This is a genomic window from Ruegeria meonggei (assembly GCF_900172215.1).
GTDB lineage: Bacteria > Pseudomonadota > Alphaproteobacteria > Rhodobacterales > Rhodobacteraceae > Ruegeria > Ruegeria meonggei.
Map to the genome: position 1 here is coordinate 276,420 of NZ_FWFP01000002.1, position 22,950 is coordinate 299,369.

The window sequence follows — 22,950 nt, forward strand, 5'->3', positions numbered from 1 at the left end:
CTCTATACGCCGCGCCATGACCACAAACCCGCCAAGCCTCCGCCCCGACCTAGCGCCTGCCGCTCGGATCACCGATACGCCTCGCCCGAACCAGCCGACTATCGGCATGGTGTCTTTGGGCTGCCCCAAGGCTTTGGTCGATAGTGAGCGTATTCTGACCCGCCTGCGCGCAGAAGGGTACGGAATATCACCGGACTATTCAGGGGCGGATGCCGTGATCGTGAACACCTGCGGTTTTCTCGACAGCGCCAAGGCGGAATCGCTGGACGCCATCGGCGAGGCGCTGGTTGAGAACGGCAAGGTCATCGTGACCGGCTGCCTGGGGGCAGAACCGGACTATATCCGCGAACACCACCCGCGCATCATGGCCGTTACCGGGCCACATCAATACGAACAGGTGCTGGACGCCGTGCATAGTGCTGTCCCACCGGACCCCGACCCGTTTGTAGACCTGCTGCCAGCCGCCGGCGTGCAGCTGACCCCGCGCCATTACAGTTACCTGAAAATCTCTGAGGGTTGTAACCACAAGTGCAAGTTCTGCATCATTCCCGACATGCGCGGCAAGCTGGCCAGCCGCCCGGCCCATGCGGTCCTGCGTGAGGCTGAGAAGCTGGTCGACAACGGGGTGCGCGAGCTGTTGGTGATCTCACAGGACACTTCGGCCTATGGGTTGGACAGAAGGTACGACGTGAACCCGTGGAAAGACCGAGAGGTGCGCAGCCACATTACCGACCTGGCGCGCGAGCTGGGGCGGTTCGATGCTTGGGTCCGGCTGCACTATGTCTACCCCTACCCGCATGTGCGTGATCTTATTCCGTTGATGGCAGACGCGGGGTGTAACGTGTTGCCCTACCTGGATATTCCGTTCCAGCACGCCCACCCGGATGTGCTGAAACGCATGGCGCGCCCGGCCGCCGGGGCCAAGACGCTGGACGAGATTGCCGCATGGCGCGCGACCTGCCCGGATATCACCTTGCGGTCGACCTTTATTGTTGGATACCCCGGTGAGACCGAGGCCGAGTTTCAGACCCTTCTGGATTGGATGGACGAAGCGCAGCTGGACCGCGTCGGCTGTTTCCAATACGAAAACGTCGCCGGTGCCCGGTCGAACGACCTGCCCGATCATGTTCCGTCCGAGGTCAAACAGGACCGCTGGGACCGCTTCATGGAAAAGGCGCAAGCGATATCCGAGGCCAAGCTGGCCGCCAAAGTCGGTCAGACCATCGACGTGATCGTTGACGAGGTCGATGACGAGGCCGCCACCTGCCGCACCAAGTCCGACGCGCCCGAGATCGACGGGAACCTGTTCATCGACGAAGGGTATGAGGCCCTCAAGCCCGGCGACATCGTCACGGTCGAGGTGGACGAGGCGGGCGAGTATGATCTGTGGGGCAAGCTGCGCTGACGCGGCCTGCCCGGTCACCACAGATAGGGCAAGCGTTAGTCAAGTTTATTGGTGGTTGCTCTGCAAATCGCGGATCATGTCAGGACACCCGGAACCCTTGTGAAGGAGAGTCCAATGTCCCGTCTTCGCCCCTTTACGCTGAAATGCGTTGCGGTGATCCTCGCTGCTCAGTTTGTTGCCGTGCCCGTCTACGCCGATGGTATCAGCATCAGTTCAGGCGGTGTCATAGTTGTAGGTTCCAAGTCGTCAGGCATCCTCCGCAGCAAACATCGCGTGCAAAGGTATTATGTCGCGCCCAGACCGCATCACCACAAAGCCAGGCCGAAGGTGCACTTCGTCAAGCCTGTCAAGCGTCATCGCCGTTTGCGGCTGGGGCATCACCCGAAACGGCAGTCGCCTTACTACATCCCACAGAAATACGGCATTCAGCACCGGAACTATCACCGTCGGGGGTTACGCCATCGTTACTGACCCCCAATCGACGAAGGGCAGGCAACAAAAAACCGCCCCGAGGGCGGCGCAGATACAAGGGGTGGTGCGGGCGGCTTGTGCAAAAGCCGCCCGCGGAATGCTTATTGTGCGACCGGGTTACACACGGTCTGACCTGCTTCGGTTGTCGCCAGTTCGGTACCAGCCGGGCAGCTTGGTGTGCCAAACTTGTCATACTCGGGCGTGATGTAAACCGGGGTCGGCTCCTCTTGCTGCGAGCATGCAGCCAATACCAAGGCAATTGCGCTAACGGCAGCAAATTTGAGTTTCATGTCCGTCAATCCTCTTTTAAATTTCTGATTTTGCCCAAGAATTCGGGGCCGGAATCAGAATACGGTCTCCGTGGCGTCATTGCAATGATTTCAATCACATGATCGTGAGTAAAGGCGAAACCACGCCTGTAAGGTGATCAAAATCAGCAGTTTTTTGAGCAACTTCTACCGTTTTTCGCGTATCACTCTAGAATATTTCTGGACATCAGCCAAAGACGGAGTAGCCAAATGTCAGATAGCCCAAACATCGCTCAAAAAGGGCCGTACCCGATCGAAGTAACCGAAGGAAAAAGCTATTTCTGGTGTTCCTGCGGGCAGTCCAAACGGCAACCTTTTTGTGATGGATCGCACAAGGGCACGGAGTTCGAACCCGTCAAATACACGGCTGACAGCAGCAAAAAGGTCTTTTTCTGCGGCTGCAAACATAGCGCAAAGATGCCCCTGTGTGACGGGTCGCATTCCAAACTTTAATCAGACCTTCAGCGCATTCAGAAGATCAGCGTTGGCGCAAAAATCCGGGGCGGCGCTCGCTTCGGATTGCAGCTCGGACAGCCACGCCATACACCGCCCGCTGCACCTAGACGCTCGGCAACGTGTCACCAACTCGGCGTATTTGTCGGCCGACAGACGGCCTTCAACCATCGCCTCGGCCAGAGAGATATTCATGCAGCGCGCGACGGATCGGGTGAGCCAAAAGTGCTTTTCAACATCTCCCAATACGTCCCGCGTCATCTCATTTCCTGCTCTTGCAGTGCCTTCAGTGCGGCAAAGCGCTGTTGATTGATGCATGCTTCCGGAGCATTGCTGGCAGCGTGATGCCGGCTTAGCCAATTCGGGCATTCCTTGGCCCAGCTACAACCGCGACAGAATTCGATCATGTCCGCCCAGTCCTGCTGCGACAAATACCCCTTTCGATGTGCTGCGACCACATCCGTACCCGTGGTCTTGCCCATTTGCTGGACAAGACGGAAATGGGTCATGATCTGTCCGAGACGCGGCATTGTACGCTCCAGCGGCTAGGGTATCAATTTACTGAGAAGGTCCTGGTTCCGGCAATATTCCGGTGTTCGCTGCGCGATTTCATCACGATCCAGGAAAGCCTGGCAATGGCCCGGGTTCGGACAATCCGTACATCGGATGACAGCGTCAGAAATCTCATCGATCGAGACATCCCCACCGATCGCTGCATTTTCCAGATCAACCCCGAGTTTCGTGGCCATCCGGTCGACAAGACCAGCATGCAGCCTCAGCGTTTCTCGGTTGGGCATTGAATGTCCTTTCCCTTTCGCACGTACGGGGAAGGATAGCTCAAGTTGGCGTTGGGCCATTTGACTCAGGTCAAAGCCTGGTGCCGATGTAATCCAGATAGGCCCGCGTGGCGTCCTGCACGCGGCGAAAGCGATCTCCGCCCAGCTTTTTGCCGCCGTACCAACGGGTGACTATCACGACGTGCCCCTCAAGCCCGGCGCGATCCAACATGCGCAGGATCACCATGCCTGCGCCACTTTCACCGTCATCAGCCTTGAGCGCACCCGTCGGTAAAACGGCCGCCCAGGTGTTGTGCGTGGCCTTTGCATAAGATTTGTCGGATTTGAGGTCCCGCAATACCGCATCTACGTCAGCTCGCGACTGAACCGGGGCTCCGGACACCGCGTATTTCGACCCGCGATCTGTCAGGATCACACCAAGCCGTGTTATCGCCGTCATTCTGTCAGCCCAAGCTGGCGCGCGGTATCCAGAACGATCTGAACGCGCTGCGCGTTTGGCGGATGCGTGCCCAAAAAACGATCACCCGGATCGGGAATGCGGGCGAAGTACTTTGCGCCGACCAGCGGGTTATAGCCCGCGTTATGGGTAATGATGGTACCAAGCTGATCGGCCTCAAGCTCAAATTCTTTCACATTGATCTGAGTACCAACTTCGGCCCCCAGTTTCTGCGAGCGTTCAAGGTCTTTCCCGTCTTCACCGTACAGCTTTCCCAGATCGCCGAAGATGACGGCGCTTTCTTTTGCGTTTTGCGTCTGTCGACCGATGTGACCCAACACATGGTGGGCTGCTTCATGCCCCATCACAAACGCCAGCTCATCCGCATTCTGCGCCGATTGGATCATCGCGCGGGTGAAAATGATAACTGGCTGATCTCTGTCGTCTACGGTCTGAAAGGCATTGGCAGGCGCGCGCGGATTCAGATCGACCAGAATCGTGAAATCACAATTGCTGACCTTGGCCTGCCGCAGACATTCGGCGCGCGCTTCCTTGCCAACCTTGCGACTAATTTCCTGAAAGGTTCGAGCCTCAACCTGAAAGTCCGCGGATTCCTGCGACCATTCGGTCACCGGCTGAATACGCGGGGTGTCGGTGCTGCAGGTCGCCAGCACCAGGGGAAACAGCAAAAAGGTCAAACGGCGCATTCATATTCCTTTGAAACGGCGACCCCGTTTGAAAAACCATAGCGCGGTGTCAGCAGGATCGCCACTGCCGGATTGCGATTGAGCGGGTTGCATTGCGCGCGCGCGCCCGGCACTCTGGTTGCATGTTTTCGATTGAGCATGAATTCGACTCGACGGTTATTACTCTGGTGGACGAAGGCGCCAAGCCTTTGCAGGAGGATGTTGTCATCAACAGCTTTGCTGAATGTGTAACAATAGAGCAGTTGGACCCGCGCACGGACCAGATGCAAAAGATAACCCTTTCACCCGAACAGGTGCGCGATCTGGCCGCGGCGCTGGATCTGCCGGAAGGGGTGTATCAGATTCACGAGACACCACCTCAGGGCGCATAGACAAACACCTTGTCCCGCGCGGCCTGCCCCTGTTTCAAGATCAGGGCCGAGGGCGCAACACCCAGTGCCGCTGCGAGTATCTTGCGCACGGCATCGTTGGCCTTGCCGTTTTCCGGTGCGGCCGTGACGGTGATACGTATCGCACCAATGTCAACAACGATGCTGTCTTTAGCTGCCTTGGGTGTGACCCGCACCGCAATCGCAGCACCGGGTATTGCGAGGCCGCTTAGATCGGGCATGTCACGCAGTTTTGGTTTCGCCATAGACCTCTCCTGATCTCAAACACTCTTGCATGGGGGGCTGGGGAATGAAATTGATCCAGCCAATCCAGCTGTTTGCTCTTGAAACCTGCCAGATGCTCAACCAGATACAGACTGCCCATGTAAAGGAAGTTAACATATGTCCTTGAATAACCCGGCTGCCCTTGAGTTTCTGCAAGTGCGGCGGTCGCGCCCGGCAAAGACACTGATTGCTCCGGCACCTTCACGGGTAGAGCTTTTGCCCCTATTGACGGCTGCAGCCCGCAGCCCCGATCACGGCAAGCTAGAGCCCTGGCGTTTCATCGTATTGGAAAAAGGGGCAATGGCCCGCCTTTCTGAACTGACGCAGGATTGCGGCGATGCATTGGGCAGATCACCCGACGATATCACAAAGGCGCGCAGCCAGTTCGATTTGGGCCAATTGGCCGTTGCGGTGATCGAAGTCCAAAAGCCTTCGGACAAAATCCCGGCGATCGAGCAAACCTATTCAGCCGGAGCAGTATGCCTGGCGCTTTTGAACGCCGCGCTTGCTGCGGGATGGGGCGCGAACTGGCTGTCAGGCTGGCAAACCCATGATCAGGGGTTCTGCCGAAAGGCGTTCGATCTGAAGGACAACGAACGCGTCGCGGGCCTGATCCACATTGCCACCGAAAGCAATACCCCACCCGAACGTCCGCGCCCGGATGTGACCACCCTGACCGAGTGGGTTTCAGAATGATGATCCTCAACGCCTTTTTCGCGGCCCTTGGTCAGATTGGTGACCCCAGGTTCCGTTCTGTCCTGCTGCGCGGCGTTGGCCTGACGATTGCGCTGTTGATCGCAGCCTGTGCCGGGGCGATCTGGTTGATCAACTGGCTGTCGGGGGATGAAATATCGCTGCCGTTTATTGGTGCGGTTCCATGGCTGAACGACGTGCTGAACTATTCAGGCATCTTTTTGGTGTTGGTTCTGCCGGTTTTCCTGATGATGCCGGTGGCCTCGGCCATCATTTCGTTGTTCCTGGAAGAGGTCGCGCAAGCAGTCGAGGATAAGAACTATCCCACCCTGCCCGGTGTGCCCGGCATCCCACTGCGTGAGAGCATCGCTGATGCGCTGAGTTTTATGGGCGTTTTGGTCGTCGCCAACCTGCTGGCGTTGATCCTTTATGCGATCTTTCCACCTCTGACGCTGTTCATCTTTTGGGCCGTGAACGGATTTTTGCTGGGGCGGGAGTATTTCACACTCGCCGCTATGCGCCGGCTTGGTCGGGACGGTGCGCGCCTGCTGCGCACCAAGCACACGGGCACCATCTGGCTTGCAGGAACCCTGATGGCCATCCCCCTGACGGTGCCGCTGGTGAATCTGGTGATCCCGATCATCGGGGTCGCCACTTTCACCCATATCTATCACAAACTGTCAGGGTCAACGCCCTGACGGTCAGCCGCGCGGCTCCAGTTGGTTCAGCCAGTCAAAGTCACGCACAGAAATCACGCCCGAGATAATTATTCCGGCAATGATTCCCCACAGCACCACCGAGATCCCGGTGGTGATCCATAGCTTTTTCTTCATGTGATGCACTTCCGGCGCGCCCGCATGGGTGCCCGGAACAATCTCGCCCAGATCGCCCTGTGTCTTGATACGGATCGGTAATACGACAAGCAGCGTCATGAACCAGATAACAGAGAACAGAACCAGTGCGGCAGTGATCGTCATGACAGCCTCATTTCTATTGGATTATACCTGCTCTAGCTCGACCAGGCAGCCATTGAAATCCTTGGGATGCAGGAACAGCACGGGTTTACCATGGGCACCGATCTTGGGTTCACCCGATCCCAGAACCCGAGCCCCGGTTTCCTTCAGGTGATCCCGGGCTGCGATAATATCATCAACCTCATAGCAGACATGGTGAATTCCGCCTGAAGGGTTTTTCTCCAGAAACCCGTTGATCGGGCTGTCGTCACCCAGCGGGTACAGCAATTCAATCTTGGTGTTGGGCAGTTCGATAAACACGACCGTAACGCCGTGATCCGGTTCGTCCTGGGGCGCGCCGACCTTTGCGCCCAGTGCGCTACGGTATTGCTCGGACGCGGCCTCAAGGTCAGGAACGGCAATGGCGACGTGGTTCAGGCGACCAATCATGGAACTCTCCTCTATTCTGCGTTGCGGCGGTTATGAGCGCTGATTGGGCAAAGAACAAGTGCGCCAAATTGCCGTTAACCCTGTGTTAGCCGGAAGTTCCTAGCGTGAGGCATCTGCTGATTAGGAGTTTTGCCATGGACGATTCGACACCCTTCGCTTCTCCCGCGCAGCCGACGGCTACGCGGCCGCTGCTGGGCCAGACCATTCTGGTTGTCGAAGACAGCCGCTATGTCTGCGACGCAATCCGTCTGATGTGTTAGCACAGCGGCGCCCGTATCTGGCGCGCCGATTGTCTGAAATCGGCCCGGCGTCACCTGCAGGTATACCGGCCATCAGTCATTCTTGTTGATATCGGCTTGCCCAACGGGTCCGGTACGGATCTGATTGCCGAGCTGACGGATTCATCGCCCCGAATTGGCGCGATCCTTGCCAGTTCCGGAGATGACTATGCGCAGGACGCGGCGCTGACCGCAGGCGCGGATGGATTTCTATGCAAGCCGCTAAAGTCGCTGGCCTACTTCCAGAAGTTTATTCTTGAATGTCTGCCCCCAGATCGCCGCCCCAACAACCTGCATGCCGTCCGAGATGAGGTCATTCGCCCTGATCCGATGGCTTATCAGGATGACATGGCACATATCGCCGACGTACTGGCCGGGCCAAACGATCACAGGACGTTGGATTACGCAGCGCAATTCCTGCGCGGTGTCGCCCGCGACGCCGATGATACGGTTTTGGCAAATGCGGCCCAAAGACTGGCTGCATCGCAGGCAGAAGGCACGCCGGTACCGCGCTGGCCGCACAGGTGGCCGGTATCGTGCAGGCCCGACTGGAACAACGCGAGGCGATCTAACGTGGCGACAGCTTATTTCATCACCGCATCAATCCTGTGCCTTTGTGCCTATCACCAGACCCGCACAGCGGCGCGCAACATCCGGGATGCACGTGGCACGTTGGGCAACCCTCTGGATAGGGGCGGGCAGGAATCTGGGCATCACAAGGCTTGCCCCAAGTAAGCCTGCCCAAAGTAAAAAGCCCGCCGCGGAGGTTGCGACGGGCAAAGTGTTACTCCTGCGGGATGATCCGCAGACCAAGTTCCATCAACTGATCCGAAGTCGGATCAGAGGGCGCATCCATCATCAGATCTTCGGCGCGTTGGTTCATCGGGAACATCATGACTTCGCGGATGTTGGCCTCATCTGCCAACAGCATCACAATCCGGTCGATACCCGCAGCGCAGCCCCCGTGCGGCGGCGCGCCATAGTGGAATGCGTTGAACAGGGCGCCAAAGCGGCTTTTCACTTCGTCTTCGCCATACCCGGCCAGCTCAAAGGCTTTGAGCATAATCTCGGGCTTGTGGTTCCGGATCGCACCTGAAACCAGTTCATATCCGTTACAAGCCAGGTCGTATTGATACCCGCGCACGTCCAGAGGGTTGCCCTGCAGCGCCTCCATACCACCTTGCGGCATCGAGAACGGGTTGTGTTCAAAGTCGATCGCGCCGCTTTCTTCGTCTTGCTCATAGATCGGGAAATCCACGATCCAGGCAAAGGCGAAACGGTCCTTTTCGGTAAGGTTCAAATCCTCACCGATCACATCGCGCGCCTTGCCTGCAACCTTCTCAAAGGCTTTGGGCTTGCCACCCAGGAAGAACGCGGCATCGCCTACGCCCAAACCCAGTTGCTGACGGATTGCTTCCGTGCGTTCTGGGCCGATATTTTTGGCCAGCGGGCCCGCAGCCTCCATACCTTCGCCCTGATCGCGCCAGAAGATATAGCCCATACCGGGCAGACCCTCTTTCTGGGCAAAAGCGTTCATGCGGTCACAGAACTTGCGGCTGCCGCCTGTGGGCGCGGGGATGGCGCGGATTTCGGTACCGTCCTGTTCCAGCAGTTTGGCAAAGATGGCAAAGCCAGAGCCGCGGAAATGGTCTGAAACCACCTGCATCTTGATCGGGTTACGCAGGTCGGGCTTGTCTGAGCCATACCACAGAGCCGCGTCCTTATAGGAGATTTGCGGCCAGTCCTGATCTACCTTACGGCCGCCACCGAACTCTTCGAACACACCCGTCAAAACCGGCTGGATCGTGTCAAACACGTCCTGCTGCTCGACAAACGACATCTCAAGGTCAAGCTGGTAGAAATCGGTGGGCGAGCGGTCAGCGCGCGGGTCTTCATCACGGAAACACGGCGCGATTTGAAAGTACTTGTCGAAACCCGACACCATGATCAGCTGTTTGAACTGCTGCGGGGCCTGCGGCAGGGCATAAAACTTGCCCGGATGCAGGCGCGAGGGCACCAGAAAGTCACGCGCGCCTTCGGGGCTAGAGGCCGTGATGATCGGTGTCTGATACTCGCGGAAACCCTTGTCCCACATGCGGCGACGCATCGAGGATACAACGTCCGAACGCAAAGTCATGTTCTGCTGCATCGCTTCGCGGCGCAGGTCCAGATAGCGATAGCGCAGGCGGGTTTCTTCGGGGTATTCCTGATCACCGAACACCATCAAGGGCAGTTCGTCAGCCGCGCCCAGAACCTCAAGCTCGCGCACGTAAACTTCGATCTCGCCAGTTGGCAGTTTGGTGTTCACCAGTTCGGGGGCGCGTGCCTTGACCGTGCCATCGATACGGACACACCATTCCGAACGGACTTTTTCAAGCTCGGCAAAGGCCGCGCTGTCGCCGTCGCACAGAATCTGCGTAACGCCGAAATGGTCGCGCAAGTCAATGAACAGCACGCCACCGTGATCTCGGACCCGATGCACCCAACCGGACAGGCGGACGGTTTCACCAACATTGGCGGCGGTCAGTGCGGCGCAGGTGTGGCTGCGGTAGGCGTGCATGAAATATCCCTTCGGGCGCAGAATTCGTCGCGCCGATACACCGCGTCAGGCCCGGAAAGTCAAGGCAAGTTGGGCCATCAAAACGGCCTTTGCACGTTGCCTGAGTAGAAATAGATGCCCAAACCCACCGCAAAGATGATGTTACCCGCAATTGCGTGCAGCAAGACCGCTAAGAAAAACGACCCGCGACTGCGATAAGCCCAGGTAAAGAGCAGCCCTCCGGCAAACGTCATGATGGCGACGATCCAGCTCCAGTACATCAGGTGCGCCAGGGAAAACAGCGATGCGTTCAGAAGATGAGCGAAACGTCCGTCGGGCAGGATCGCGTGGTAGCGGCGGAAAAACAGAGATCTAAACAGCAACTCCTGCGGCAACGCGGAAAGCGCCGGATAGCCCAGCCAGATCACCGCCAGAAACTCAAGCCGGTTGCGTAGCAAAAAGAAGGCTGCGTCGGGGCGCAGCACCATCACCAGCGCAGAACAAACCAGTGTCATTGCAACGGTGAAACCGGCAAGCTCGGCCCAAGACCAATTGCGCCAGTTATAGCGCAACTCTGCCCAGGCAAACCCCGGCGTGAAATGCAACAGCACTATGCCAATCCCCGTGAAGGTGAACAGCGATGGAAACATCCAGTTGGACGGGAAAAATACGGCGATCAGTATCGGCACGGCGATGAAAAACAGCCCAAATTCCAAACGCATACGCACATAAAGCGCTCCGGTGTCTGCCCAATCGCCTTGCTTGTTCACTGCGCTATCAACTCTGCCCGGATCAGGCCACGCAAGGAATTCCCGACATAGACGGTTTGCGCGTTTTGCAGATCGACCAAGGTTAGGACAGCTTCGGTAAATTGTTTTTTATCAACCATTTCCTCACGCAATATGCCGGGCAACAAACCGCAGGACAAAGCCGGGGTCAGTGCGCGCCCATCGGGCATCTCCAGAAACAGATTGGTGATCGTGCCCTCGCACAGCTCATCGCGTTCGTTCAGAAAAACCTGTTCGTCAATTCCCTGTGGTAGAGAGGCGCGGGCCGTGTCGTAGATCGCGCGCTGTGTTGTTTTATGTCGCAACCAGACATCAGAAGAGGTCAGGCGCGCTTGGGCGACATTTACCCGCCAGACCGAAGGGTTTGCGGCCAGCACACCGGTTGTCACGGCAAACTGCCCGTCCATTGCCAGTGTCAGGCGACACCGCAATGGTGTTATTGCGGTGACCTTATCCAATGTTGCAATAGCCCGATCCAAATCGAACGGCAAACCCAACCTGGCTGACGTACGCGCCATGCGGGCCAGATGCCGGTCGCGCCGTACAAACCCTTGCCCCGGTCGCAAGGCCAGGGTCTCGATCAAGCGGAAGTCAGGGTCGGTTGGTGGGCAAAGCGGGCTTTCCATAACGCTTCCTCATACTCGGACGGGGCGGTGCTGTCCCAGATCACGCCGCCGCCGACATTCAGCGTAGCGGTGCCATCCTCGACCATCAGCGTGCGGATCGCGACGTTGAACGCGGACCGGCCATCCGGGGCCGCCCAGCCGATGGCACCGCAATAGATGTCGCGGGGCCAGGGTTCGAGCTCGGACAGAATCTCCATGGCGCGGATCTTGGGCGCACCGGTGATCGAACCACAGGGAAACAGTGCCGTCAGAATATCCGACAGCTCTGCACCCAAATGCAGTTGCGCCTGCACCAGAGAGATCATCTGATGCACGGTCGCGTAGGTTTCCACCTTGAACAGCTCTGGCACCTTGACCGACCCGGCCAGAGCAACCCGGCTGATATCGTTGCGCAGTAGATCGACGATCATCAGGTTCTCGGCCCGGTTCTTTTCGTCGATCGACAGGAACGCCCGGCGGCGCGCATCCTCGGCCATGTCGTCGCTGCGCGGCTGAGTGCCTTTCATCGGACGGGTTTCAATCCCACGATCAGCATCGGTGCAAAAAAACAATTCCGGCGACCGGCTGAGCAGATCGGGCAACCCGTCCTGCTGAACCAATGCGCCGTGTCCCACCGGCTGACCTGCCGACAGTGCGGAATAAAACGCAGCGCTGTCGCCCGTGACCGTCAGGTCGATCGGAAAGGTCAGGTTGGCCTGATAGATATCCCCTGCCCCAATCGCATCATGAACCTGACGAAAGGCTCGCGAATAGCGCGGCTCGTCCCAGCGGGGCTGAAACGCCGTTACGCCTCCGTCCGCAGGGGGAAGCTCGCGGAGAGACGGGCGGTCGTAGACGCCGAAACACAGCAACGGCAAGCGGCGCCCTGCTGGCATACGATCCAAAAGACAGGGTTCCAGTGCATAACCCAGTTCATAGCTGGCGTAGCCTGCCAGCCAAGCGCCCTCGGCGCGTGCCTGATCCAGCGCCGCCATTGCCTGGGGCACTTCTTCCGCTGTGTCAGCGCGGATCACTCTGACCGGCCGGTCGAAACTGGTTCCGGGTCCGGCAGGTCCCTGATCGAAACGAATACGCAAGTGCATCCTCAATTTCCCGTGCTCCGCGGTATAGAGAATACGGCGTTAAGGGAAAGAGGGGAAAGCGGCAATTTCACCGCCGATTCCGATAGCCCTTGAACCTTTTCGCGCGGTCCCTATAACGCAGGACAATTTGGGCGCATGGGCGGTGCCCCGACTCGCTGACAATCAAAGGAATGAGGCCATGCCGAGAAGAACCGACATCCAGTCGATCATGATCATCGGGGCGGGCCCCATTGTTATCGGTCAGGCGTGCGAGTTCGACTATTCCGGCGCTCAGGCTTGCAAGGCGCTGCGGGAAGAAGGGTACCGGGTCATTCTGGTAAACTCGAACCCCGCCACGATCATGACCGATCCAGGACTGGCCGATGCGACCTATATCGAACCCATCACGCCCGAGGTTGTCGCCAAGATCATCGAAAAAGAACGCCCCGACGCATTGCTACCCACCATGGGTGGGCAAACCGGCCTGAACACATCGCTTGCACTGGAAGAGATGGGCGTGCTGGACAAATTTGGGGTCGAGATGATCGGCGCCAAGCGGGATGCCATCGAGATGGCCGAAGACCGCAAGCTGTTCCGCGAGGCGATGGACCGGCTTGGACTGGAAAACCCCAAAGCCACAATCATCACAGCCCCAAAACGCGACAACGGCAGCACCGATCTGGACGCAGGCGTTCAGATGGCGTTGGACGAGTTGGAAGAGATCGGCCTGCCCGCCATTATCCGCCCCGCCTTTACCTTGGGTGGCACCGGCGGTGGTGTGGCCTATAACCGCGAGGACTACATCCATTTCTGTCGCTCGGGCATGGATGCCTCACCCGTCAACCAGATCCTGGTCGATGAATCCCTGCTGGGCTGGAAAGAGTTTGAAATGGAGGTGGTGCGCGACACCGCCGACAACGCCATCATCGTGTGTTCCATCGAGAACATTGACCCGATGGGCGTACACACCGGTGACTCGATCACTGTGGCACCGGCGCTTACACTGACTGACAAAGAATATCAGATCATGCGCAACGGCTCGATCGCCGTTCTGCGTGAAATCGGAGTCGAAACCGGCGGATCGAACGTGCAGTGGGCAATCAACCCCGATGATGGCCGGATGGTCGTGATTGAGATGAACCCGCGCGTATCGCGATCCTCGGCGCTGGCGTCCAAGGCAACCGGTTTCCCGATTGCCAAGATCGCGGCGAAACTGGCCGTTGGGTATACTCTGGACGAGCTCGACAATGACATCACCAAGGTCACGCCCGCGTCGTTCGAGCCAACCATTGACTATGTCGTCACCAAAATCCCGAAATTCGCGTTCGAGAAATTCCCTGGCTCGGAACCCTACCTGACCACCGCAATGAAATCGGTGGGTGAGGCAATGTCGATCGGCCGCACAATACACGAATCGATGCAAAAGGCGCTGGCCTCGATGGAATCTGGGCTGACCGGGTTTGATGAGATTGAAATTCCCGGCCTGAATGTAGGGCTCTGGGACGAAGCTGACGACAAGGCCGCCGTGATCAAGGCGATCAGCCAGCAGACCCCGGATCGCTTGCGCACCATCGCTCAGGCCATGCGCCATGGTCTGTCGGATGATGAAATCTTTGGCGTCACCAAGTTCGACCCATGGTTCCTGGCCCGCATCCGCGAGATCATTGAGGCCGAGCGCGCCGTTCGCAAGGACGGTTTGCCAATGACCGAAGACGGCATTCGCAAGCTCAAGATGTTGGGTTTCACTGACGCGCGTCTGGGCAATCTGACCGGTCGGGACGAGGCCAATGTTCGCCGTGCCCGCCGCAATCTGGGCGTCGCCGCAGTGTTCAAGAGGATTGATACCTGTGCGGCCGAATTCGAAGCACAGACACCCTATATGTACTCGACCTATGAGGCCCCGATGATGGGAGACGTCGAGTGTGAAGCACGGCCCTCGGATCGCAAAAAAGTCGTCATTCTAGGCGGTGGCCCCAATCGGATCGGTCAGGGGATCGAATTCGATTATTGCTGCTGCCATGCCTGTTTCGCGCTGACTGAAACCGGTTATGAAACCATCATGATCAACTGCAACCCCGAGACGGTCTCGACCGATTATGACACTTCGGACCGCCTGTATTTTGAGCCGCTGACTTTTGAACACGTCATGGAAATCCTGACGAAAGAACAGGAAAACGGCACTTTGCACGGTGTTATTGTTCAGTTCGGCGGCCAGACCCCGCTGAAGTTGGCCAACGCGCTGGAAGAAGAAGGCATTCCGATCCTGGGCACCACGCCCGACGCAATCGATCTGGCGGAAGACCGGGAAAGGTTCCAGGCGCTGGTCAACGATCTGGGATTGAAACAGCCCAAAAACGGGATTGCCTCGACCGACGCACAGGCACTTGAAATTGCAGAAGAGATCGGCTTTCCGCTGGTGATCCGCCCGTCGTATGTTCTGGGTGGTCGTGCCATGGAAATCGTGCGCGACATGGATCAGCTGCGGCGCTACATCAACGAGGCTGTGGTGGTCTCGGGTGACAGTCCCGTGCTGCTGGACAGCTATCTGTCCGGCGCAGTTGAGCTGGATGTGGATGCCCTGTGCGACGGCACCGACGTGCATGTTGCGGGCATCATGCAACATATCGAAGAGGCCGGCGTACACTCGGGCGACTCTGCATGTTCACTGCCGCCATATTCGCTGTCCAAAGAGATCATTGGCCAGATCAAGGATCAGACGTTCAAACTGGCCAAGGCGCTGAACGTTGTAGGCCTGATGAATATTCAGTTCGCAATCAAGGATGACGAGATCTATCTGATCGAAGTGAACCCGCGTGCCTCGCGCACCGTGCCCTTCGTCGCCAAGGCCACCGACAGCGCCATTGCCTCGATCGCAGCGCGTGTCATGGCCGGTGAAAAGCTGGCGGATTTCCCGAAGCGTCCACCCTACAAAACCGTCGACGACACCAAGATCGCCGATCAGATGACACTGGCCGATCCGGATATGCCGTGGTTCTCGGTGAAAGAGGCCGTGTTGCCATTCGCCCGCTTCCCTGGTGTCGATACCATATTGGGCCCGGAAATGCGCTCAACCGGTGAAGTGATGGGCTGGGACCGTGACTTCCCACGAGCCTTCCTCAAGGCGCAGATGGGCGCTGGCATGGTGTTGCCCGCATCGGGGCGCGCCTTCATCTCAATCAAGGATGCCGACAAGACCCCGGCAATGCTTGAGGCGGCGCAAGTACTGGTCGAGCAGGGTTTTACCTTGGTCGCAACGCGCGGCACTCAAAGCTGGTTGGCGGATCAGGATGTGCCCTGCGATGTGGTCAACAAGGTCTATGAGGGACGCCCTGATGTCGCGGACATGCTCAAGGATGGTCAGGTTCAATTGTTGATGAACACAACCGAAGGTGCACAAGCGGTCGAGGACAGCAAATCCATTCGTTCCATCGCGCTGTATGACAAAATCCCTTACTACACCACTGCTGCCGCAAGCCACGCCGCCGCGCTGGCGATCAAGGCACAGGCCGAAGGGGATGTTGAGGTCAAGTCGCTGCAAGGCTAAGCGCGCCCCACACATTCGATAAAGCAAAACCCCCGGTCGATGGCCGGGGGTTTTTCATTTAAACAATGGCTTGCGGGTGCGCGTGCTTTCGCCTCTCTTCCCGCTGGAAGAACACCATGTAGAACACCGGCGCAGCCACCATCGTCAGGATCGTGGCAAAGGCCAGACCGCCCATAATGGTCACCGCCATCGATCTAAAAAACGCATCCGTCAGCAAAGGCGCCATCCCCAGAATGGTGGTGATCGCCGCCAGCATGACCGGCCGCAGACGCGAGACCGAGGCCTCGATAATCGCCTCGTGCAAGCCTTTGCCGGAATCGCGGACCAGATCGATTTCCTCGACCAGGACGATGCCGTTTTTGATCAGCATCCCCGACAGGCTGAGCAAACCCAGCAGCGCCGTGAAGGTGAACGGCAGGCCTGTGCCCAACAAACCGATCACGACACCGTTCACCGACATCGGCACCAGCAACCAGATGATGATCGGTTGGCGTATTGCGTTAAAGATCAGCACTGATATCAGCACCATGATCAACAGGCTCAGCGGCAGCTGGCGCCCCAGACTTTCATTGGCCTCGCCTGCATTTTCGAACTCACCGCCCCACTCCATACGATAACCTGCGGGCAGGTCCATTTCTTCGATGGCCTGACGCACCTCGGAATGGACTTGCGCTGCGGTCATGTCCGGCGGGATGTCGGCCCCGACTGTGATGGTCAGCACGCGGTCACGGCGATGAACCAGCGTATTCAGCGCCTTGTATTCGAACCCATCGACCATCTGCTCAATGGGAACGAACCTCTCTGACTGGTCCGAATAGACCACCTGATCCACAATCGAGTAGGCCCCGTCTGCCGGGCGTCGCAGAATGATCGGGATCAGACGATCACGTTCGCGGAACACACCGCCGGTAATTCCATCGGTTGAGAATTGCAGCGTGGCCGCAATGTCTTCGCGGGTGACGCCAGCAGTCTGGGCACGTTCGGTTGCATAGATCGGTTGAACCGCCAGTTCCTGTTCGCGCCAGTCGTGATAGACGTTCAGCGCGTTGGGTGAAGCGGCGCGCATTTTCAACACGGCCTCGTCCGCCAACTGACGCAGAACCGCAGGGTCACTGCCCGAGAACCGCGCCTGGATCGGATCCCCGCCGCCGGGGCCAAAGATCAAGCGCTTTGTGCGGAACGTTCCCTCGGGGAACTGCGCTGATCCAAATGCGTCCAGGTCCGCCTGCAGTGCTGGAATATCGTCCAGAGTTTCCGTGCGAATGATCATGTGACCATAGCTGGGGTTTGGTTTTTCTGCCTCATAGGTCAGCAGGAACCGGGTTGCGCCCTGCCCGACAAAAGTAGTCACCGAGACGACGTCCTCACGCTTGGCCAGCCAATCTTCGAACACCGTCATATCGGCAGCGGTGCGGGCGATGGGTGTGCCTTGTGGCAGATTGTAGTGTGCAAAAAACAGCGGCGTGTTCGAGTCAGGGAAGAACTGCTGTTTGACCAGCGCAAACCCGGCGAAACAAACAACTGTCACACTCACAAGCGCGGCGATCACCAGCCAGCGAAAGCGTAAGGCCCAGCGCAGAATATGACCGTAAACACGGAACATGACCCCTCCATAGGCATCCACTGCGCCTTCTTTGCCCTGCTGAAAAAAGTAGTGCCCCAGCATCGGTGTCACCGTCAAAGCCAGAACCCAGCTCAGCAACAGCGAGATCCCGATCACCGCAAACAAAGAGAACATGAACTCACCCGTTGCATCCGGGCTAAGGCCGATGCCAGCAAAGGCCATGATCCCGATGACCGTAGCCCCCAGCAATGGGATTTGCGTCTTTGATGCAGCCTCGTCAGCTGCATCGCGCGAATTCTTACCGCGCAGCATTGCGATTTGCATGCCCTCGGCCACGACGATGGCATTGTCTACAAGCATACCCATGGCAATGATCAGGGCTCCTAGCGAAATCCGCTCCATCTCGATCGAGAAGATCGACATGAACAACAGCGTTCCCACTACGGTCAGCAACAGGGTCGAACCCACGACCACAGCCGCGCGCCATCCCATGAAAACCGCCAGCACGGCCACCACGATGGCGACCGACATCGCAAGGTTCACCAGAAAGTCGTTCGAGGCCTGCTCGACCACCACATGCTGTTGATAGATAGGAAGGATCTCGACTCCGAACGGGATTTGTGGGTCCAGTTCGGCGAATTTTTCATCAGCGCGTTTGCCGACCTCGACGATGTTTTCACTCGACAGCCCCGCGACCCCCAGTGTGAACGCTTCGCTGCCGTTAAAGCGGATCATGACCTCGGGGTCGGTCTGGCGGCCCCGATACACATTCGACATGTCGAACAAGTTGATAACCTGCCCCTGCGATCCGACGGATAGGCCGGCAATCGCGGAAACAGTGTCAGACCCTTCGGCCGTCAGAATCGTTGTGCGGCCATCGTCTGACCGGACAGACCCCGATGCATTGACGGAATCTGCGTTGGCAATCGCCTCGTTGATAGCTTGCAGGGGGACGTTCTGGTTTACGGAAATAGCCAAATCGGGCTCAACAAAGATTGCCTCGTTCGGCAGGCCCTGAACCTCAACATCCGCGACACCGTCTACCGTCAGCAACTCGCGCCGCAGGAACGTGGACAATTCGTGTTTTTCGGCGTCCGAAAATCCATTCGCAGTCACCGCGTAAAACAGCCCGAACACATCGCCAAACCCGTCATTGACAAAAGGCTGCTCGGCACCAGACGGCAAAGCTCGGGATGCATCACGCACTTTGGCGCGCAGTTTGGTCCAGATTTCGGGCAATTCAGTTCCATCATAGGTGGATTTGATTTCAACCTCGATCAGCGAGAAACCGGGCTGATTGATCGAGGTGATCGTGTCGACTTCGCCCATCTGCTGAATGGCAGATTCCAGAGGCTCGGACACTTCAAGGGCCACCTGTTCCGCAGTGGCGCCGGGATATTGGGTGGCGATAACGGCGTTTTTGATGGTGAAGGCAGGATCTTCCAATCGGCCCAACGACAGGAAACCCCAGATACCCCCAAACAGGGCAATCACGATGACCAGCCACGTGTAAATCGGCCGGTCGATAGAGGCGCGTGCGATGTTCATCTGTCAGCCCCTCAGTTCGCAAAACCGACAAAGCGGCTGACCGTCTGACCGTCGGTCAATGCAGCCCCACCGGCTACCACGATCTCATCCCCGTCCGACAAGCCGCTGAGCATGCGCACGTCACCGGTTTGGGTCGGCTCAATCGTGACCGGGACCCGGCGCACGGTGCCTTCGTCTGCCCCAGCCGGCGAAAACACCATGACGCCGATTTCGCCTTCGGCATCTGCAACAATGGCGGTGTTTGGGATGACGATGCCGGTCTGGTTGTCCTGCACTTGAACATTGACCGTCACTGAGGACCCCGGCAGGATTTGCAACCCCTCGGGCGGGGTCAGTCCGAACTGAATGCGGAATGTCTGGCCAACACTTGAGGATTCGGCGTCGAATTCGCGTATTTGCAGCGGGAAAACCTCGTCACTGACCGGGAACTTGGCCGTGACTTCAATGTCACTCTGCCCACCCGACCGCTGAAACAGAATCTCAGGCACATCAACTTCTATCCGCAATTCTGACATGTCGTGGATTCGCACAATGGGCGTTCCGGAGGCAACAGTTGTGAACGCCTCGACCGAGCGGCTGGAGACCAACGCATCAAACGGCGCGGTCAACGTGGCCTGCTCAAGATCGTATTCGGCATCACGCACGGCAATCTGAGCCAGCTGCGCGGCGGTTTCCGCGTCATCCACAGCCACCTGACTTGCGGTCGTGCCACGTAGGCGTGACAGTCGGGCCAGCGTCCGGTCGGCCTGTTCCTTTTGCAGAATGGCCCGGTCATGGCGCCGCTGGAACGGCTCAAGGTCCAGTTCGGCAATCAGCTCATCCTTGGGGATCACAAAGCCTTCGGTCACAGGCATATCAACGATTTGACCGGCCACCTGAAAGGCCAGGTCAACCGTCTGACGTGCCGCTACCCGGCCAAAGAACTGGCGCGAAAACCCTGGTGTAGTCTCCTGCACCACAATCAGTTTCACCGGTTTGATAGCCTCTTCAGCCACAGCAGACGTTGCAAATACGGTCAGAGCGACGCTCAGAACAGAGAAGATTTTCATTTCTTCAATCCCTCGGGAATTCCCGTTTTCATTATGTTTTCCCGGATTTTCCGGGCCAGTCGTGCGAACTCAGCAGTCTCGGCGGGGGTCAGCCCCGAGGCGCGTTGAAACAGGGCCCCCGCCTCTGTCACCAGCATTTGGCGCATCTCAAGGCCTTTCTCGGTCAGAACCAACAACCAGGCACGCCGATCCTCGGGGTCGCTTTGACGGGTCAGATACCCCGCCTTTTCCAGCGCATCTGCGGTTGAGGTGATCGTAGACGGAACCGTCAGCATATCTGACGCCAGAACACCCATGCGCTTGGGCTGATCCAGCTTGATAAGCATGTGGCATTCCTGATGGGTCAATTCCATTTCAATGCAGCCAAAGCTTTCTTCCAGCTTCCAGTACAAAGCATACACCCCCATCATCGCCTGCATTTCCGGGCTGAGGCGCTCAATCAGTGCGCTGTCATCATGTGTCATGGACCGAATCCCTGTGAGATCGTGACCTCGCATATACTTCGAAAAATGAACTATTCAAGAATTGAAGCTGATTTATTGTGAAGTTTGATCTTCCCTCGGGTCAATATCACTTGAACAAACCCGTCTGTGTCTGCATTTTGGGCAAATCCGAAAAACTCAGGTCAAATCATGTATACGCCAGCCATCACCGGTACCGGTGTTTTCACGCCAGAAAGCGTCATCACCAATGCTGAACTTGTTGCAGCGTTCAACGCTTATGCCGACAAGGTCAATGCTCAGAACGCTGATGCCATCGCCGCAGGTGAGACGGAACCGATGCAGCATTCCTCGGAAGAGTTCATCGTCAAGGCCTCGGGGATTGAAAACCGGTATGTGATGGACAAGACCGGCGTGCTGGACCCGGATGTGATGCACCCCTCGCTGCGTCAGCGCAACGATGACGAGCCGGGTATTATGACCGAGATGGCCGTGGACGCCTGCAAAAAGGCGTTGGAACAGGCGGGACGCCGCGCCGAGGATGTTGATCTGGTGATCTGCGCCGCCTCGAACCACGAACGCGCCTATCCCGCGGTCGCAATCGAGATCCAGCAAGCCTTGGGCATTGACGGATTTGGGTTCGACATGAACGTCGCCTGTTCGTCAGCCACTTTCGGCATTCAGGCGGCGGCGGACATGGTCCGCTCGGGTTCGGTCCGCTCTGCGCTTGTGGTCAATCCCGAGATATGTTCCGGCCATCTGGAATGGCGGGACCGCGATTGTCATTTCATTTTCGGGGACGTGGCCACCGCAACATTGATTGAACGGATCGAATACGCCAGCGGCCCGCATTTCGAGATTCTCTCGACCCGCTGCGCCACGTCCTTTTCCAACAACATCCGCAATAACAATGGCTTCCTGCGTCGTTCACGCCCCGATGGGGTGGTTGACCGGCGCGACATGCAGTTCATGCAGAACGGTCGCAAGGTGTTCAAGGAAGTGCTGCCCATGGTCAGCAAACACATCTCGGATCACATGGACGCCGAAGGGGTGACAAGTGACGACCTAAAGCGTCTGTGGCTGCATCAGGCCAACAAGGCGATGAATGATTTCATCGGCAAAAAAGTTCTGGGCCGCGAGCCGGAAGCAGGCGAGCAGCCCAACATTCTGCAGGACTACGCCAATACATCCTCGGCCGGATCGATCATTGCCTTTTCCAAGTATTCCAATGATCTGACGGACGGAGATGTCGGTTTGATCTGTTCGTTCGGCGCAGGCTATTCAGTTGGGTCGGTAATTGTGAAGCGGCACGGGTAAGCGCCGGGCGCTGTCCAGGCTTTACCCACCTTCGACGGGTCAGAGTGGTTTGTTAGTAAGGGCAATGCTTTAGAGAAGGGGCAAACGCCTCATAAATCTTTTCCTTTTGCGCGTCGGTTGGCTCTAAAGCCTCCCGAAATCCCGACTTGGCCTTGGTTTTAATTCCACTGTAGGGAAACCCGAGTTTAGCCGATATTTCAGTAAGTTCGTCATGAAGGGATTCGTATCTGACGATACGATCGACGATAAGCTGGCCATCCGCATCCACGTATTTTTCCACATCCATCGGGAACCCACCTCGTTCCACATATGCGTCCCAGGTCAACTCACTGTTCCCCTCACCATGATAGGGGCTGTTTTTGAGCATTGAGTAATGGCTGATGCACTTGCTCACAGGTTCGCGTTCCACACAAAACTTGAAGTACGAGTTGAAAATTTCCTCGCCGATGATGTCCCGTACGAGGCTGGCACTCATATGGTTGCGAAACTCAGACGGCCCTTGCAGATCCGATGCGGGACCAAGGTCATAGTTCCTTGGCTCATGACCAGAAACCGGGGGGCGAATAGGCGTAACAACATCTCGTTTGCCCATGAATTTACTCAGGTCCACTTCGGTTGAAGTCCCCGCCGTCTTTGCCGTCTTGATAAAAATGAACTGATACTTATGGCTCAGTAGCATCTATTCGAATTCTCCTAAGTGAGTGCTTGCGATCGAAAGCGCTCAAGCCTCAGCCTTGTTCCACAGGTTTTCGGGACCGGCAAGAAATGCTGTTACGAGTCCACGCAATCAGCTTTCCCGGTGATTCCCGAATTTACGCTGTCCAATACATTGGGCGCCCTGCGGTTCACAATCGAATCCTTGGGTTTGCA

The 22,950-nt window shown here is 57.5% G+C and carries 26 protein-coding genes and 1 pseudogene; 10 read left to right on the plus strand and 17 right to left on the minus strand.

Annotated elements, in window-relative coordinates; genetic code table 11:
• Positions 1-16: 16 nt before the first annotated feature.
• Both rimO and RUM8411_RS22445 read left to right on the plus strand, forming a co-directional pair.
• Positions 17-1,405: a 30S ribosomal protein S12 methylthiotransferase RimO gene (gene rimO, locus RUM8411_RS04040; RefSeq protein ID WP_085821355.1), complete on the plus strand. Its 1,389-nt coding sequence runs from the start codon at positions 17-19 to the stop codon at positions 1,403-1,405.
• Between the two features lie 114 nt (positions 1,406-1,519).
• Complete coding sequence (locus RUM8411_RS22445; RefSeq protein ID WP_143534818.1) at positions 1,520-1,876, plus strand: hypothetical protein; 357 nt, start codon at positions 1,520-1,522, stop codon at positions 1,874-1,876.
• A gap of 101 nt (positions 1,877-1,977) precedes the next feature.
• On the opposite strand, the gene RUM8411_RS04045 is transcribed toward RUM8411_RS22445, so the two are convergent.
• A complete protein-coding gene (locus RUM8411_RS04045) occupies positions 1,978-2,166 on the minus strand; it encodes a hypothetical protein (protein WP_085821356.1) in 189 nt (62 codons plus the stop codon).
• A gap of 228 nt (positions 2,167-2,394) precedes the next feature.
• On the opposite strand from RUM8411_RS04045, the gene RUM8411_RS04050 reads away from it, so the two are divergent.
• Positions 2,395-2,637, plus strand: coding sequence for a CDGSH iron-sulfur domain-containing protein (locus tag RUM8411_RS04050; protein WP_085821357.1), 243 nt, complete (start codon positions 2,395-2,397; stop codon positions 2,635-2,637).
• Here RUM8411_RS04050 and RUM8411_RS04055 read toward each other — a convergent pair whose 3' ends face one another.
• The 5 genes from RUM8411_RS04055 to RUM8411_RS04075 form a co-directional block, all read right to left on the minus strand.
• Positions 2,638-2,898 carry a DUF6455 family protein gene (locus RUM8411_RS04055; RefSeq protein ID WP_085821358.1) on the minus strand — a complete coding sequence of 87 codons (261 nt, stop codon included), beginning with the start codon at positions 2,896-2,898 and terminating at the stop codon, positions 2,638-2,640.
• Complete coding sequence (locus tag RUM8411_RS04060) at positions 2,895-3,167, minus strand: DUF6455 family protein (RefSeq protein ID WP_085821359.1); 273 nt, start codon at positions 3,165-3,167, stop codon at positions 2,895-2,897. Before RUM8411_RS04060 ends, RUM8411_RS04055 begins: the two co-directional genes overlap by 4 nt.
• Before the next feature lie 15 nt (positions 3,168-3,182).
• A complete protein-coding gene (locus RUM8411_RS04065; protein WP_085821360.1) occupies positions 3,183-3,434 on the minus strand; it encodes a DUF6455 family protein in 252 nt (83 codons plus the stop codon).
• Between the two features lie 70 nt (positions 3,435-3,504).
• The gene (locus RUM8411_RS04070) at positions 3,505-3,873 is read right to left on the minus strand and encodes a YigZ family protein (protein ID WP_085821361.1); all 369 of its coding nucleotides are present in this window, start codon (positions 3,871-3,873) and stop codon (positions 3,505-3,507) included.
• Positions 3,870-4,577: a M48 family metallopeptidase gene (locus RUM8411_RS04075; protein WP_085821362.1), complete on the minus strand. Its 708-nt coding sequence runs from the start codon at positions 4,575-4,577 to the stop codon at positions 3,870-3,872. The genes RUM8411_RS04070 and RUM8411_RS04075 overlap by 4 nt, the downstream gene beginning before the upstream one ends.
• A 122-nt stretch (positions 4,578-4,699) precedes the next feature.
• Between RUM8411_RS04075 and RUM8411_RS04080 the strand changes: the two genes are divergently transcribed.
• Positions 4,700-4,948, plus strand: a complete 249-nt coding sequence (locus RUM8411_RS04080) for a DUF8831 family protein (RefSeq protein ID WP_085821363.1) — start codon at positions 4,700-4,702, stop codon at positions 4,946-4,948.
• Here RUM8411_RS04080 and RUM8411_RS04085 read toward each other — a convergent pair.
• Complete coding sequence (locus tag RUM8411_RS04085) at positions 4,936-5,211, minus strand: DUF167 domain-containing protein (RefSeq protein ID WP_085821364.1); 276 nt, start codon at positions 5,209-5,211, stop codon at positions 4,936-4,938. The genes RUM8411_RS04080 and RUM8411_RS04085 overlap by 13 nt on opposite strands.
• Positions 5,212-5,347: 136 nt before the next feature.
• Between RUM8411_RS04085 and RUM8411_RS04090 the strand changes: the two genes are divergently transcribed.
• On the plus strand, positions 5,348-5,926 hold the full coding sequence (locus tag RUM8411_RS04090; RefSeq protein ID WP_085821365.1) for a nitroreductase family protein: 579 nt from the start codon (positions 5,348-5,350) through the stop codon (positions 5,924-5,926).
• Positions 5,926-6,621, plus strand: a complete 696-nt coding sequence (locus RUM8411_RS04095; protein WP_085821366.1) for an EI24 domain-containing protein — start codon at positions 5,926-5,928, stop codon at positions 6,619-6,621. Before RUM8411_RS04090 ends, RUM8411_RS04095 begins: the two co-directional genes overlap by 1 nt.
• A 3-nt stretch (positions 6,622-6,624) precedes the next feature.
• Here RUM8411_RS04095 and RUM8411_RS04100 read toward each other — a convergent pair whose 3' ends face one another.
• Positions 6,625-6,900: a DUF1467 family protein gene (locus RUM8411_RS04100; protein WP_085821367.1), complete on the minus strand. Its 276-nt coding sequence runs from the start codon at positions 6,898-6,900 to the stop codon at positions 6,625-6,627.
• A gap of 21 nt (positions 6,901-6,921) precedes the next feature.
• Positions 6,922-7,326 carry a methylmalonyl-CoA epimerase gene (gene mce, locus RUM8411_RS04105; RefSeq protein ID WP_085821368.1) on the minus strand — a complete coding sequence of 135 codons (405 nt, stop codon included), beginning with the start codon at positions 7,324-7,326 and terminating at the stop codon, positions 6,922-6,924.
• 134 nt (positions 7,327-7,460) lie between these two features.
• On the opposite strand from mce, the pseudogene RUM8411_RS04110 reads away from it, so the two are divergent.
• Together RUM8411_RS04110 and RUM8411_RS22680 are read left to right on the plus strand one after the other, a co-directional pair.
• Positions 7,461-8,176 (plus strand): annotated as a pseudogene (locus RUM8411_RS04110) (response regulator transcription factor).
• 1 nt (position 8,177) lies between these two features.
• Complete coding sequence (locus RUM8411_RS22680) at positions 8,178-8,339, plus strand: hypothetical protein (RefSeq protein ID WP_159453851.1); 162 nt, start codon at positions 8,178-8,180, stop codon at positions 8,337-8,339.
• 49 nt (positions 8,340-8,388) lie between these two features.
• Here the strand turns inward: RUM8411_RS22680 and aspS are convergent, their stop codons facing one another.
• The 4 genes from aspS to RUM8411_RS04130 form a co-directional block, all read right to left on the minus strand.
• On the minus strand, positions 8,389-10,164 hold the full coding sequence (aspS, locus tag RUM8411_RS04115; protein ID WP_085821369.1) for an aspartate--tRNA ligase: 1,776 nt from the start codon (positions 10,162-10,164) through the stop codon (positions 8,389-8,391).
• A 77-nt stretch (positions 10,165-10,241) separates the two neighbouring features.
• Positions 10,242-10,913 carry a CPBP family intramembrane glutamic endopeptidase gene (locus RUM8411_RS04120; protein ID WP_085821370.1) on the minus strand — a complete coding sequence of 224 codons (672 nt, stop codon included), beginning with the start codon at positions 10,911-10,913 and terminating at the stop codon, positions 10,242-10,244.
• A complete protein-coding gene (locus RUM8411_RS04125) occupies positions 10,910-11,557 on the minus strand; it encodes an aminotransferase class IV family protein (RefSeq protein ID WP_085821371.1) in 648 nt (215 codons plus the stop codon). The genes RUM8411_RS04120 and RUM8411_RS04125 overlap by 4 nt, the downstream gene beginning before the upstream one ends.
• Positions 11,512-12,639, minus strand: coding sequence for an aminodeoxychorismate synthase component I (locus RUM8411_RS04130; protein ID WP_085821372.1), 1,128 nt, complete (start codon positions 12,637-12,639; stop codon positions 11,512-11,514). Before RUM8411_RS04130 ends, RUM8411_RS04125 begins: the two co-directional genes overlap by 46 nt.
• A gap of 178 nt (positions 12,640-12,817) precedes the next feature.
• Here RUM8411_RS04130 and carB point away from each other — a divergent pair, with 178 nt between their 5' ends.
• Positions 12,818-16,162, plus strand: coding sequence for a carbamoyl-phosphate synthase large subunit (gene carB / locus RUM8411_RS04135; RefSeq protein ID WP_085821373.1), 3,345 nt, complete (start codon positions 12,818-12,820; stop codon positions 16,160-16,162).
• Between the two features lie 58 nt (positions 16,163-16,220).
• Here carB and RUM8411_RS04140 read toward each other — a convergent pair whose 3' ends face one another.
• The 3 genes from RUM8411_RS04140 to RUM8411_RS04150 are packed head-to-tail and all read right to left on the minus strand — an operon-like array spanning position 16,221 to position 20,787.
• Positions 16,221-19,274, minus strand: coding sequence for an efflux RND transporter permease subunit (locus tag RUM8411_RS04140; protein ID WP_085821374.1), 3,054 nt, complete (start codon positions 19,272-19,274; stop codon positions 16,221-16,223).
• An 11-nt stretch (positions 19,275-19,285) separates the two neighbouring features.
• Complete coding sequence (locus tag RUM8411_RS04145; protein ID WP_085821375.1) at positions 19,286-20,323, minus strand: efflux RND transporter periplasmic adaptor subunit; 1,038 nt, start codon at positions 20,321-20,323, stop codon at positions 19,286-19,288.
• Positions 20,320-20,787 carry a MarR family winged helix-turn-helix transcriptional regulator gene (locus RUM8411_RS04150; RefSeq protein ID WP_085821376.1) on the minus strand — a complete coding sequence of 156 codons (468 nt, stop codon included), beginning with the start codon at positions 20,785-20,787 and terminating at the stop codon, positions 20,320-20,322. Before RUM8411_RS04150 ends, RUM8411_RS04145 begins: the two co-directional genes overlap by 4 nt.
• 168 nt (positions 20,788-20,955) lie before the next feature.
• On the opposite strand from RUM8411_RS04150, the gene RUM8411_RS04155 reads away from it, so the two are divergent.
• Positions 20,956-22,080 (plus strand): beta-ketoacyl-ACP synthase III, encoded by a 1,125-nt coding sequence (locus RUM8411_RS04155; protein ID WP_085821377.1) that lies wholly within the window; start codon positions 20,956-20,958, stop codon positions 22,078-22,080.
• A 52-nt stretch (positions 22,081-22,132) separates the two neighbouring features.
• On the opposite strand, the gene RUM8411_RS04160 is transcribed toward RUM8411_RS04155, so the two are convergent.
• On the minus strand, positions 22,133-22,759 hold the full coding sequence (locus RUM8411_RS04160) for a hypothetical protein (RefSeq protein WP_085821378.1): 627 nt from the start codon (positions 22,757-22,759) through the stop codon (positions 22,133-22,135).
• Positions 22,760-22,950: the final 191 nt, after the last annotated feature.